This window comes from Xylanibacter ruminicola, assembly GCF_900142525.1.
GTDB lineage: Bacteria > Bacteroidota > Bacteroidia > Bacteroidales > Bacteroidaceae > Prevotella > Prevotella ruminicola_A.
Map to the genome: position 1 here is coordinate 120,529 of NZ_FRBD01000013.1, position 13,186 is coordinate 133,714.

General features: G+C 47.4%; 12 protein-coding genes and 1 tRNA gene. 7 read left to right on the forward strand and 6 right to left on the reverse strand.

Annotated features, from left to right (window positions below; genetic code table 11):
* Positions 1-7: 7 nt before the first annotated feature.
* The 3 genes from BUB86_RS09720 to BUB86_RS09730 form a co-directional block, all read right to left on the reverse strand.
* Positions 8-1,546: a hypothetical protein gene (locus tag BUB86_RS09720; protein ID WP_073208888.1), complete on the reverse strand. Its 1,539-nt coding sequence runs from the start codon at positions 1,544-1,546 to the stop codon at positions 8-10.
* Positions 1,547-1,638: 92 nt separating this feature from the next.
* The gene (locus tag BUB86_RS09725; protein WP_073208890.1) at positions 1,639-2,694 is read right to left on the reverse strand and encodes a glycerate kinase; all 1,056 of its coding nucleotides are present in this window, start codon (positions 2,692-2,694) and stop codon (positions 1,639-1,641) included.
* 525 nt (positions 2,695-3,219) lie between these two features.
* Positions 3,220-3,948 carry an MBL fold metallo-hydrolase gene (locus tag BUB86_RS09730; protein WP_073208892.1) on the reverse strand — a complete coding sequence of 243 codons (729 nt, stop codon included), beginning with the start codon at positions 3,946-3,948 and terminating at the stop codon, positions 3,220-3,222.
* 172 nt (positions 3,949-4,120) lie between these two features.
* Between BUB86_RS09730 and BUB86_RS09735 the strand changes: the two genes are divergently transcribed.
* The 6 genes from BUB86_RS09735 (at position 4,121) to asnS (ending at position 10,389) form a co-directional block, all read left to right on the forward strand.
* Positions 4,121-5,419, forward strand: a complete 1,299-nt coding sequence (locus BUB86_RS09735) for a phenylacetate--CoA ligase family protein (protein WP_073208894.1) — start codon at positions 4,121-4,123, stop codon at positions 5,417-5,419.
* Between the two features lie 14 nt (positions 5,420-5,433).
* Positions 5,434-5,859, forward strand: a complete 426-nt coding sequence (locus BUB86_RS09740; protein ID WP_073208895.1) for an ACT domain-containing protein — start codon at positions 5,434-5,436, stop codon at positions 5,857-5,859.
* An 86-nt stretch (positions 5,860-5,945) separates the two neighbouring features.
* Positions 5,946-6,020, forward strand: a tRNA-Val gene (locus tag BUB86_RS09745).
* 105 nt (positions 6,021-6,125) lie between these two features.
* Positions 6,126-7,472: an adenylosuccinate lyase gene (purB, locus tag BUB86_RS09750; RefSeq protein WP_073208897.1), complete on the forward strand. Its 1,347-nt coding sequence runs from the start codon at positions 6,126-6,128 to the stop codon at positions 7,470-7,472.
* 54 nt (positions 7,473-7,526) lie between these two features.
* Positions 7,527-8,921 carry a pseudouridine synthase gene (locus BUB86_RS09755; protein ID WP_073208900.1) on the forward strand — a complete coding sequence of 465 codons (1,395 nt, stop codon included), beginning with the start codon at positions 7,527-7,529 and terminating at the stop codon, positions 8,919-8,921.
* A gap of 28 nt (positions 8,922-8,949) precedes the next feature.
* Positions 8,950-10,389, forward strand: coding sequence for an asparagine--tRNA ligase (asnS, locus tag BUB86_RS09760; RefSeq protein ID WP_073208902.1), 1,440 nt, complete (start codon positions 8,950-8,952; stop codon positions 10,387-10,389).
* A 20-nt stretch (positions 10,390-10,409) separates the two neighbouring features.
* Here asnS and BUB86_RS09765 read toward each other — a convergent pair whose 3' ends face one another.
* The 3 genes from BUB86_RS09765 to BUB86_RS09775 form a co-directional block, all read right to left on the reverse strand.
* The gene (locus tag BUB86_RS09765; RefSeq protein WP_073208904.1) at positions 10,410-10,988 is read right to left on the reverse strand and encodes a hypothetical protein; all 579 of its coding nucleotides are present in this window, start codon (positions 10,986-10,988) and stop codon (positions 10,410-10,412) included.
* Complete coding sequence (gene ftsZ, locus BUB86_RS09770) at positions 10,985-12,226, reverse strand: cell division protein FtsZ (protein ID WP_073208906.1); 1,242 nt, start codon at positions 12,224-12,226, stop codon at positions 10,985-10,987. Before ftsZ ends, BUB86_RS09765 begins: the two co-directional genes overlap by 4 nt.
* 84 nt (positions 12,227-12,310) lie before the next feature.
* Positions 12,311-12,781 carry a hypothetical protein gene (locus tag BUB86_RS09775; RefSeq protein ID WP_139261543.1) on the reverse strand — a complete coding sequence of 157 codons (471 nt, stop codon included), beginning with the start codon at positions 12,779-12,781 and terminating at the stop codon, positions 12,311-12,313.
* A 124-nt stretch (positions 12,782-12,905) separates the two neighbouring features.
* On the opposite strand from BUB86_RS09775, the gene BUB86_RS09780 reads away from it, so the two are divergent.
* A partial coding sequence (locus tag BUB86_RS09780) for a transposase (RefSeq protein ID WP_175549472.1) occupies positions 12,906-13,186 on the forward strand: 281 nt, incomplete at its 3' end.

The window sequence follows — 13,186 nt, forward strand, 5'->3', positions numbered from 1 at the left end:
GTTTTAGTTAGAATCTATATTGCAACTTCATATTGGCAGCATGCCTGTTAAACTTTGCATCACTACAGAATGCATCAAACATATCATGCCAATCAACTCCCAAATTCCATCTCGCGCCAAATTGCTTGTTTACAGACAGACAGCCATACACAGGAACACCAGTTTGCTCACGTTTGGGTGAGTTACTGGTGTAATATACCATCTGCAGCCCTATCTGCCAATCATTATTAAGATAAACTGTGGGAACAAACCTGAATGAAGCATAGGTTCCACTCTTTGCGGTATATAGATTCGACCCACCTGCCAGAGTCAACCCATTCATTTTCCAATAAATAGACGCCCCCAATTCAGTAAAATTCTCGCCATCTTCAATGGCATAATAACTTGCCTCCGTCTGTACAGTCAGTTTCTGCTTACTATAGGCATACGCCAACTTCATCTGGTTGATGGTCCGCTCCACCAGTTTTCCCTTCGTTATCGCCCATTCCTCATCAGAAAGCGTATTGGCATTCATAAAGAGAGATTGATAGGCAGGATTATAGTATTTGCGATAATAGCCCAACTGGATCTGATTCCTACTGTCTGGCACATAGATGACGCATGCATTTGCATTGTCACGGGTATCGGCATGCTTTTGAGTGATTCCTGCATCTTTAAGTTTATAGTTATAGAACATCACACGATTACCAAGTGTCAATTTCCACTTAGGCAACGAATACGTGAACTGCAAATAGATATCGTTATTAAACACATTCCAACTTTTGTCAGTATCGCTTTGCCTGGTCATCAGGAAATCGCCCTCTGCACCAAGCATCATAGACAAACGCTGAGTTAGAAGAGGTGTATTCAGCTCTACGATATACAATGGCAACTTGTTGGAGAAGTTCGGATCACTAGCATATTGATAGCCACCCACCATGAGCAGTTCTGTACCCTGATCATTAAAGGTGTGGAAGTATCGCGCCCTGCCCATAACCTTACGCGATGTACCAGAAGGCAGGTCAAGATATTGCTGAGTGAAATAGGTCAATAGTTTGTTCTTATCGTCAAAACGGTTCGTCATATGAAGCGTCAGATATTCCACATTCCCATCCTGATGGCGATAAGACGCATTGGCATACAGATCTGTGTTTTTACTTCCATATAACACATTCGCGGATGCAATACCAGCCACATTCTTTCCAAAATCACCTTGCCCCTCTACAAATCCTTTCAACGCATCAGGCATCTTCATGTTAATATCCAGCACCCTCCCCGTTCCTATGGTTCCTTTTGCCACTCCCGTATTGTCGCATACCTGAATCTTAGCGATATCCTTAGCCTTCATCTGACTAAGAATCAACTTTGTATCACCATTCATCGGACAGTTGTCTATGCGGAGGTTATAGTTGGAGATGACATCCTCATATCCAGCAATCATCAAATCAGGTACCAATTGTAGAACATCCATCAACGACTCCTCCCCCGTCAATTCCATTCGTTGAGGATAAATCATCGTCCTGTCTGCCTTTATCTCTATGATGGGCAGACCACTTTCTGCGAACATTGATACAGATATGAGCAAAAAGTTAATAGATATCAGAATTAGTCGATGCATTTTCTGCAAATATACGATTATTTCTGGTATCTTGTTTTGAATTAATTCTTTTTAACCATGTCGGCTACACATTCCTGAATGTTTTGTTGGGCCACGTGCTTTTTCATGGCTTCTTCGAGGGAGATACCAGGAGGATTGATGCATTCTACGCGGGCGAAGCCTGCATTCAGCAGTTCTTCGCGATCGCTGATTCTGCCTGCTATCAGGAATACTGGAACTTTCGATTGTTCTAAAATGCCCACAGGAAGCTTGCCCATCAGCGTTTGGCGATCAGCTGAGCCTTCGCCTGTGATGATGAGATCTGCATCTTTCACCATTTCCTTGAATTGGATGGTTTCGAGCAGCAGCTGAATGCCAGACTTGCTTTCTGCATGGAGGTATTGCAGGAAGGCATAGCCAAGACCGCCTGCAGCGCCAGCACCAGCCGTCAGCGAATGGTCGTAACCAAAATGCTTGGCAGACATCTCTGCAAATTTCCTAGCCCGCTCGTCTAGACGGAGTACCATTTCTGGCGTAGCACCTTTCTGAGGGGCAAAGACGTGGGCTGCACCTTTTTCACCATATAGAGGGTTCTTGACATCAGAGGCAATAGTAAACTTGACGTCCTTGAAGGCATCGATATCATCCCATTTGTTGTGTTTGGCAAAAGCATCGATCAGAGCATGAAGCATACCCATGCCTGCATCGCTGGTAGCACTACCGCCAAGTCCTATAATGATATGCTTTGCCCCTTTGCGCACAGCATCGGCCACAAGTTGACCTGTGCCATAGCTTGTGGCCACCATGGGATTGCGCTCTTCTTTTGCTAACAAGGTCAACCCACTGGCTTGGGCAATCTCTATCACCGCCATCTCGCCTTGTAACAGATACTTAGCTATAATGGGGCGCATCAGTGGATCTCTCACCGTCACCTCCTCGAGCCTGCCTCCAATGGCTGCATGAAAAGCTTCCATATAGCCCTCACCACCATCGCTAACGGGCACTTCGATGATTTCTGCATCAGGACAGGCCACCCTGATACCCTCAGATGCCGCCTGATTAGCTTCGTACGAAGTGAGGCATCCCTTGAATGAGTCTATTGCTATAACCACCTTCATGCTGCAAAGTTACATATTTTCCAGAGAATCACAAAGAAATTCGATGGAAATATGAATCATAAAGAAGATTTTAAAAAAAAACATAGTTCAGATTTTTAAAAACGGCATTAAACACTACAAAAAGCCAACTAAAACACTTATTATTAGATATTTGCACATTTTTTAAACACTACCGCAAACACTACTAAAACACTACTTAAACCCGACAAAAAAGCGGCTGATGCGCTATTTCTCAAACATAATCATGCATGATAGCAAAGTTTACCTCGCATAGCAGTAAATAAATTCTCTAGAGAATTTTTAGCTAAGACACGTACTAGATATTGCTGAAACGCCTAGTTGCGCAAAAATTCTCTAGAGAATTTTTTCACAACTACTAATACTAAATATTCTAGTACGCCGTATTGTGTATATATCCTTAGGCTATATCCCCTATTTTGTACTAAAATGGTAGAGTTCAGGTAGGGTTTAACATAAAATCTCGATGAGTCTCGACACATCTTTAATATGTGTAAAAATACGCTATTATTCGTAATGACGTATTCTTACATCGATGCCCTTTAGTTTCTCTGCTACACCGCTTAGGTCAGTCTGTCCGTAGTGGTATGGGAACAGTACCTTGGGCTTGATGATTTTGGCTGCACGGACCAGCTGATCGGGAGTCATCGTATAAGGCTGGTTGCAAGGCAGAAAAGCAATGTCGATATTCTTGATCTGCGACATCTCAGGGATATCCTCGGTATCGCCAGCAATGTAGATGCGGAGACCATCGATGGTAAGGATATAGCCGTTGTCGCGACCTTTGGGATGGAACTGGGTGTGGCCCTCGGTAATGTTATAGGCAGAAACGGCCTCAACGCTAACATCGTTTAACTGTAGCTCGTCGCCATTTACCATCACCTTACCCGCTCCATACATATCAGCACAACGCTTGTTCATCACCAACTGAGTATTATCTGTCGAAAGTTGCTTGATAGCGTTGGCATCGTAATGGTCGCCATGCTCGTGGGTCACAAAGATGTAGTCGGCCTTGGGCATCGCAGTATAATCAACAGTACGATTGCCCAACTTCTGCACAGGGTCAATCTGTATCTCCTTACCATCGAACTCGATGCGGATGCAAGCATGCATCAGGGCGTGAAACTTGACGGTCTTACCACTCTTGGTGGTAAACTCATCGATCTCGTAACTTTTCTGTCCGCAGGCTGTGGTAAGTCCAAGCACAGCCAATAAACATGTTAACAGCTTTTTCATACCTTATTAATATATATAATAGAACAGCGGCAAAAATACGATAAATATACGAAAGTTCCAAAGCATTTAAATAAAAATTCTATTTTTGAGGTTACTTTCTTGGTTGATTCAAAAAAATACGCTAACTTTGTGCCCGTAAAGTACTTTTAAATTATCAACAGCGAAACAGACAATGATTTGGAATGAGACAATGGAGTGCATGGATCGCGAGCAGCTTCGCGAAATCCAGAGCCGCCGTCTGGTAAAGATGGCAGAGTACGTGTATTACAACACCCCCTTCTACCGCAAAAAGTTTCAGGAGATGGGATTGGAGCCAGGTGACATCAAGAGCATCGACGACATCACGAAACTCCCCTTTACCAACAAGCTCGACCTCCGCGACAATTATCCCTTTGGACTGGCTGCCGTACCAATGAGTCAGATTGTAAGAATCCACGCCTCATCGGGTACCACCGGCAAACCAGTCGTAGTACTTTACACCCGCAAGGACCTTGCTATGTGGAGCGAGGCCATCAGTCGTGCATTCACCGCCTATGGTGCCACTAAGGACGATATCTTCCAGGTGGCCTATGGCTACGGACTCTTTACAGGAGGACTGGGAGCACACGATGGCGCAACTAACATCGGCGCATCGGTTATCCCCATCTCATCTGGTAACACCCAGAAGCAGATGACGCTGATGCACGACTTTGGCACCACCATCCTTTGCTGTACCCCCAGCTACGCCATGTTCCTGGGCGAGGCTATGCAGGAGTGCGAGTATCCTCGCGATGAGTTCAAACTGAAGGTAGGCGTGTTTGGTGCCGAACCTTGGACCGAGAAGATGCGCAAGAAGCTGGAAGAAACTCTTGGCATTAAGGCTTACGACATCTACGGCCTGAGCGAGATAGCAGGTCCTGGCGTAGGTTACGAGTGCGAGCACCAGTGCGGTACCCACCTGAACGAAGACTTATTCTATCCAGAGATTCTGGATCCCAATACCGGCGAGCCATTGCCTGAAGGACAATTTGGCGAGCTGACTTTCACACACCTCACCAAGGAGGGTATGCCATTGCTGCGCTATCGCACCCACGACCTGACAGCCCTGCACTACGAGAAGTGTAAGTGCGGACGTACCTTGGTACGTATGGACCGTATTCTGGGCCGCTGCGACGACATGCTCATCATCCGTGGTGTCAACGTATTCCCATCGCAGATTGAGGATGTCATCCTGAAGCTGCCTGAGTACGAGCCACACTTCCTGCTGACTGTAGACCGTGTGAACAACACCGACACATCAGAGTTGAAGGTAGAGGTGAAGGAAGAGTACTTTACCGACGATATGGCAACAATGGTTGGTCTGCAGAAGAAGCTTGAGGCCGAACTGCGTAGCGTTATCGGACTGGGATTCAAGGTTAAGCTCGTTGAGCCTAAGGGCATCGAGCGCTCTGAGGGTAAGGCTAAGCGCGTCATCGACAATCGAAAAATCTAAAAACAATAAAGATTATGAAGACAAAGCAACTTTCAATTTTCCTTGAGAACAAGTCAGGCCGCCTGACTGAGGTAACCGAAGTTTTGGGTAAGGCAGGTGTCAACCTTTCGGCCATGAGTATCGCTGATAACAGCGACTTTGGTATTCTGCGTTGCATCGTTTCCGACCCTGACAAGGCTTATCAGGTTCTTAAGGAGGCTCACTTCGCCGTTAAGATTACTGATGTTATCGGTTTTGTATGCCCCAACGTTAGCGGTTCGCTGGCAGTAGTGCTGAAGCACCTCTCTGAGAACGGCGTGTTCATCGAGTATATGTATTCGTTCGCCAATGGCGATGTAGCTACAGTGGTTATCCGTCCTACCGATCTTGATGCCTGCGAGAAGATTCTTTCAGACAAAAAAGTGGAGTTAATGGCCGCAAATGACCTCTATCAGCTATAATTTTGCATGAGACTGCAATTTTTTCGCCAGAAAATTTTGCAGTCTCAAATTTTCTTCGTACCTTTGCACCCGCTTACAAGAAATGAGGGCGTTTAGCTCAGCTGGTTTAGAGCATCTGCCTTACAAGCAGAGGGTCGGCGGTTCGAATCCGTCAACGCCCACAACACAAAAAGCTCGTTTACGCAGCCGTTGAGGTTGCGTTTTTGGGTTTAAAGGGATAGAAATAGTATAAAGATTATCGATAATTTTAGGAAGTAAATTAAAACATGGATTTAAGTTTATTGACAGCCATCTCGCCTATAGATGGCCGTTACAGAAGTAAGACCGAGCCATTGGCAGAATACTTTTCAGAATACGCCCTTATCCGTTACAGGGTACGCGTAGAGATTGAGTATTTTATCACACTCTGTGAATTACCATTGCCTCAACTTCAGGGTATCAACCATCAACTTTTCGATCAGCTTCGCGACATCTATCGAAAGTTTACACCCGCTGATGCTCAGCGAGTTAAGGACATCGAGTCGATTACCAATCACGACGTGAAGGCCGTTGAGTACTTCATCAAGGAGCAGCTCGACGCTATGGGTGGTTTTGAGAGCTACAAGGAGTTCATCCACTTTGGACTCACCTCTCAGGACATCAACAACACCAGCGTACCTCTTTCTATTAAGGAGGCTCTGGAGCAGGTTTACTACCCAATGGTTGAGGAGCTTATCGAGCAGTTGCACGATTATGCCGAACAATGGAAAAACATCCCCATGCTGGCCAAGACCCACGGACAGCCAGCCTCACCTACCCGTCTGGGCAAGGAGGTCATGGTTTACGTGTACCGTCTGGAAGAACAGCTGCGCGGATTGAAGGCAACACCAATCACAGCTAAATTTGGTGGTGCCACAGGTAACTACAATGCTCACCACGTGGCTTATCCACAGTACGACTGGCGCGAATTTGGCAACCAGTTCGTTAGCGAGAAGCTTGGATTGGAGCGCGAGCAGTACACTACCCAGATTTCGAACTATGACTGGCTTGGTGCCATCTTCGACGCTATGCGCCGTATCAACACCATCGTCATCGACCTGGATCGCGACTTCTGGATGTACATCTCTATGGACTACTTCAAGCAGAAGATCAAGAAGGGCGAGGTAGGTTCGAGCGCTATGCCACACAAGGTGAACCCCATCGACTACGAGAACTCTGAGGGTAACCTCGGTATCGCCAACGCTATTCTGCAGTTCCTGGCAGCCAAACTGCCTGTAAGCCGCTTGCAGCGCGACCTTACCGACTCTACCGTTCTGCGTAACGTAGGTGTACCTATGGGGCATGCCGTCATCGCTTTCCAAAGCACTTTGAAGGGTCTGCGCAAGCTTATCCTCAACGAGGAGAAGCTACAGGAGGATCTCGACAATACTTGGGCTGTAGTAGCTGAGGCTATCCAGACCATTCTGCGTCGTGAGGCCTACCCCAACCCATACGAGACTCTGAAGGCCCTGACACGAACCAATGAGAAACTTACAGGAGAGAAGATCAAGAATTTTATTGAGACACTCGAAGTTAGCGAGGATGTTAAGGAAGAGCTACGCGCCATAACACCATCAACCTATACAGGAATTTAATAAAAGAGAATAATTAGTATTTACAAGTAATCAAATTAAAAAAATATACAACATATGGATTTCGAAAACAACGAGAAGAAACAGGAAGAGATTGCACAGGATGGCGCTCAGAGAGAGTATCGTCCAGGTCGTTCACCACGTCCACGCATTCATACAGCTGCACGCCCAGCCTATGAGCGTACAAGCTATCGCAATAACAATGACGATGAGGGCGGTTTCCGTCCAGAGGGTTTTGGTGCTGCTTTGCAGAGCAATGCTCCTCAGCGCCCACAGGGTGGCTATCGTCCACGTAACAACTACAATGCCGAAGGTGGCTACGGTCGTCCTCAGCAGGGTGGTTATGGTCGTCCTCAGCAGGGCGGTTACGGTCGCCCACAGCAGGGCGGTTACGGTCGTCCTCAGCAGGGTGGTTACGGTCGTCCTCAGCAGGGCGGTTACGGTCGCCCACAGCAGGGCGGTTACGGTCGTCCTCAGCAGGGCGGTTACGGTCGTCCTCAGCAGGGTGGCTATGGTCGTCCACAGCAGGGCGGTTACGGTCGTCCACAGCAGGGTGGCTATGGTCGTCCACAGCAGGGCGGTTACGGTCGTCCTCAGCAGGGTGGCTATGGCAAGCCTTACGGCGCATCTCCTTACAAGAAGCCTTCACGTCAGCACTCAGCCGACTACGATCCAAATGCAAAGTACTCTATGAAGAAGCGTATCGAGTACAAGGAGATTAACTACGATCCAAACGAGCCACTCCGCTTGAACAAGTTCCTGGCTAATGCTGGTATCTGCAGCCGTCGTGAGGCCGATGAGTTCATCCAGGCAGGAGTAGTAACCGTTAACGGCGAGGTAGTAACCGAGCTGGGAACAAAGATTCTGCGTACCGATGTTGTTAAGTTCCACGATCAGCCAGTAAGCATCGAGAAGAAGGTTTACGTGCTGCTCAACAAGCCAAAGGATTACGTAACTACAAGCGACGACCCACAGCAGCGTAAGACTGTTATGGATCTGGTTAAGAACGCTTGCACAGAGCGCATTTATCCTGTAGGTCGTCTGGACCGCAACACCACTGGTGTGCTGCTGCTCACCAACGATGGCGATCTGGCTTCAAAGCTTACACATCCTAAGTACCTCAAGAAGAAGATCTATCACGTATATCTCGATAAGAATGTTACTGCTCACGATCTGCAGCAGATTGCCGAGGGCATCCAGCTTGAGGACGGCGAGATCAAGGCCGACGACGTTCAGTATGCTCACCCAACAGATAAGAAGCAGGTTGGCATCGAGATCCACTCAGGCAAGAACCGCATCGTTCGCCGTATCTTCGAGAGCCTGGGCTATCGCGTTCAGAAGCTCGATCGCGTTCAGTTCGCAGGTCTCACCAAGAAGAACCTGAAGCGTGGCGACTGGCGCTACCTGACTGAGGAGGAGGTAGATCGTCTGCGCATGGGAGCTTACGAGTAATTGAACATTGAAGATTGAACATTGAAAGATGAAACGTACTAAGATTATTGATGTGCTGAAGAGCACAGAATATGGCAAGGAGGTCTGCGTAAAGGGTTGGGTGCGCACGCACCGCAGCTCTAAGGCAGTAGACTTCATTGCCCTCAACGACGGATCTACCATCAAGAACGTACAGATTGTGGTTGATCCCGCTAAGTTCGAAGAAGAGACACTCAAGCAGATCACCACAGGTGCCTGCATCGCTGCCGAGGGTATCTTGGTAGAGAGTCAGGGCGCAGGTCAGTCGTCAGAAATCCAGGCTACAAAACTTGAGGTTTACGGTCTGTGTGGCAACGACTATCCTATGCAGAAGAAGGGTCAGAGCTTTGAGGTGATGCGTAAGAACGCTCACATGCGTCTGCGTACCAATACATTTGGTGCCGTAATGCGCATCCGCCACAACATGGCTATGGCTATCCACACCTACTTCCACGAGCACGGTTTCTTCTACTTCCACACCCCACTGATCACAGCATCAGACTGTGAGGGAGCAGGAAACATGTTCCAGGTAACCACCAAGAACCTCTACGACCTGAAGAAGGACGAGAACGGCAAAATTATCTACGACGACGATTTCTTTGGCGAGCAGACTTCACTCACAGTGTCTGGTCAGCTCGAGGGTGAGCTTGGTGCTACTGCACTGGGTTCTATCTACACCTTCGGTCCAACTTTCCGTGCTGAGAATTCAAACACTCCACGTCACTTGGCCGAGTTCTGGATGGTAGAGCCTGAGGTAGCCTTCCTCGATCAGGAAGAGCTGATGGATCTCGAAGAGGACTTCATCAAGTACTGTGTACGTTGGGCACTCGACAACTGTAAGGACGACCTGCAGTTCCTCAACCAGATGATCGACAAGACACTTATTGAGCGTCTGGAGGGTGTACTCAAGGAGACCTTCGTTCGCCTGCCTTACACCGAGGGTATCAACATCCTTCAGGAGGCTATCAAGAATGGTAAGAAGTTCGAGTTCCCATGCAACTGGGGCGACGACCTTGCCTCTGAGCACGAGCGCTACCTCGTTGAGGAGCACTTCAAGAAGCCAGTCATCATGACCGACTATCCACGTGCCTTCAAGTCATTCTATATGAAGCAGAATCAGGACACTGCCGATGGCGGTTCAGTAGGTTACAAGGGCGCCGTTGCACCTGGTCCTACCATGCAGGGTACCGATGTACTCTTCCCACAGATTGGTGAGATTATCGGTGGTTCTGTTCGTGAGGAGAGCTACGACAAGCTGATGGGCGAGATCAATCGCCGCGAGATGGACCAGACCCACCTTTGGTGGTATATCGACACCCGTCGTTGGGGTTCATGCCCTCACGCCGGTTTCGGTCTCGGTTTCGAGCGTCTCATCCTGTTCGTAACAGGTATGCAGAACATCCGCGACGTGATTCCTTTCCCACGTACTCCGAAATCAGCAGAGTTCTAAACATAACAAAAATCCCTCGCTCATCCCAGAGCGGGGGATTTTACTAATTCCCTTGGCAGAGTAATGATCTTTAGTCGCTCGTACCAGATGCGGTTCGCTATGTGCTTCTTGGTATGACTACTGATAATATAGTAGCTGGCAGTGTACTCGTCCATCATCTCCATAAACACTTTCTTGATACGCGAACACTTCTCATTGATGGCATTATCAAGCGGATTAACCAAGTGGTCCACACCCTCAATGATCTTATCGATGTCCAGCCCCTTGGCTGTGGCCTTATAATAACCTATCAGTTCATTGCGATGATCCACCAGGTGCTTAAACTCTATTCCTTCAGGATGAGCCAGGAATAGCAGATATACAGCCTTGTGAACAGGCTGCAGTTCCACCTCTTTATGATAGTCTACCAGCACAAAACGATAATCATCAGTTATCACCAGTCTGCTTAGTTTACTCTTGGCCGCCTCAATTCGCAATTCTTCAAGCAATGGCACACCAATGGCCTTCAGCAGAAGGTCGTTCCTACCCTCAGCCTGCAACTGCTCCACAAGTTGTTTAATCTCCTGGGCAGTCTGTTCTGGTGTCATTGGTCCGCTCATTCTGAAATGTCTTTCATAAATCCATTAAGCCAAATCTTCAGCTTCTCCAAAGCCGTTGGCTCATGTGGTTCTTCCTCAACAGCTACTGGTTCAGGAGCAGGCTCTGGCTCTGGTGCTTGTGCCACCTCCCATTCTATTTCCGTCTGTGTGCCAATAATCTGCCCCACAGTCTTCTTCTCGGGTTTGTACAATCCAGGAATCAAACTCTCATAGTAATCATCCTCATCATGGTGAACCTCCTTTTTCGCCTCGTTACTCAGGTCATCCTCCATGCCTGTGGCCAGAATGGTTACCTTAGCATCCTCGCCAAGCGTATCATCAGTGGCAGTACCCCAGATCACCTCGATGTTTGGATCCAGCTGGTCAAAGAAATCATCAATCTCCTGCAGTTCCTTAACAAATATCGGATGCTCATCACTTGCATAGATATTAAATAGTATTCGTTTGGCCTTGCCTATATCATTACCATAAAGCAAGGGCGAATCGAGCGCATCCAGAATCGCCTTCTGCACGCGCAGATTACCACTCGCACGCCCCATTGCCATAATGGCACCTCCACCATTACGCATGGTCGATTCCACATCGCGGAAGTCACTCTTGATACCTCCATCACTTGGCATGGTGATGAGTTCCGAGATACCCTTCACAGCATCCATCAGAATATTGTCAGCCCGCTGGAAAGCCTCCTTTACCGATAGCTCCGAGTTAGCATACACATCGCAGAGTCGCTCATTATTCACTATCAACAGCGCATCTACATTCTTGCGCAATTCGTCAACACCCTTCAGTGCTTTGATAATCTTGCGCTTCTTCTCGAAGTAGAACGGAATGGTTACCACGCCGATGGTGAGCAGCCCCATATCCTTGGCCACGCCAGCTACCACAGGCGCAGCACCAGTACCTGTGCCACCACCCATACCTGCAGTCACGAACACCATCTTGGTACCATCGCTCAGCAACTTCACGATGTCGTTGATGTTAGCCTCAGCCTCCTTCTTGCCAAGTTCCGGATTAGCGCCAGCCCCCAGACCACTCTCGCCCAGCAGTATCTTTACAGGCACTGGCGAGCGCGACAACGACTGACTATCAGTGTTGCACACCGCATAAGTAACGCCCTCAACGCCCTCATTATACATGTTGCGCACAGCGTTGCAGCCGCCACCACCAACACCAATCACCTTGATGATGCCCTGCATCGTATCCTTTACGGGACCAAAATCTAAAATCTCCTCACCCATACTTTAAAAACTTTGCTGCAAAGATAATAAATTTCCATGAAAGCACCAATCTATTTCCTCTTCGCAAGGCTTGCGAAGAAAGATTCAACAACACCATTTATCCCCCAAAAGACACATTTTCCCTTTGTATTTTGAAAACAGGTTATAAATAACAATCAAAACAATTGCGATAATCCCAACGGTAAATGCGACAGACTCAGAATAAATTCCCAGCCAAAAGAATCTATAACAATGATACCATTGTGCAGGGACATCGACAGGACGATCTCTAATCATAAACCCAATTGGCCCCACAATATCATTGTGAAATAAGTAAAACACTCCATAACCAATATAAAGCAGAGCTACAAATAATCTGAGCCACACAGGCTTTCCTCTCAACATTAATAATACTGCTAAAGTCATTAAAACAATAACCATCATACAATTAACTGGCTGGAAGAAAAGACCTGCTACCATCATTATATCAAAATATAAGCAAGCGGTAATTGTCATCAGAGAAACGTTCACAAAAGTTTTGACCCTTGGCGACAAAAAATATACAACAATAGCCATACTAACCAGCAACGGCCATGAACGTATATACATAGTCAAGACGAGAAGAAACATCAATAAAGGAGAATGTAAAGTAAACTGTGTCAGGCTACAACAAAATGTAGTTTAACACGTTTATTTTATGATGGCAAACGAAGAAATTGATTACAAGCTGGCAGCCGAGCAGTTGCGTACAGGCAAGCCGTTGTTTGGAAAAGATGGTGCATTGGCACCAATGTTGGAGCGTATTTTGAATGCAGCTCTTGAGGGTGAGATGGATGCTCACTTGAGTGAAGGGTCCCGTGAGTCAGGGAATCGTCGTAATGGCAAAATGCCTAAAACTGTTCAGACGCAGTATGGTGAGGTAACTGTAGAGACACCTCGTGACCGTGATGGCAGTTTTGATCCTCAGACAGTCCGTAAGCG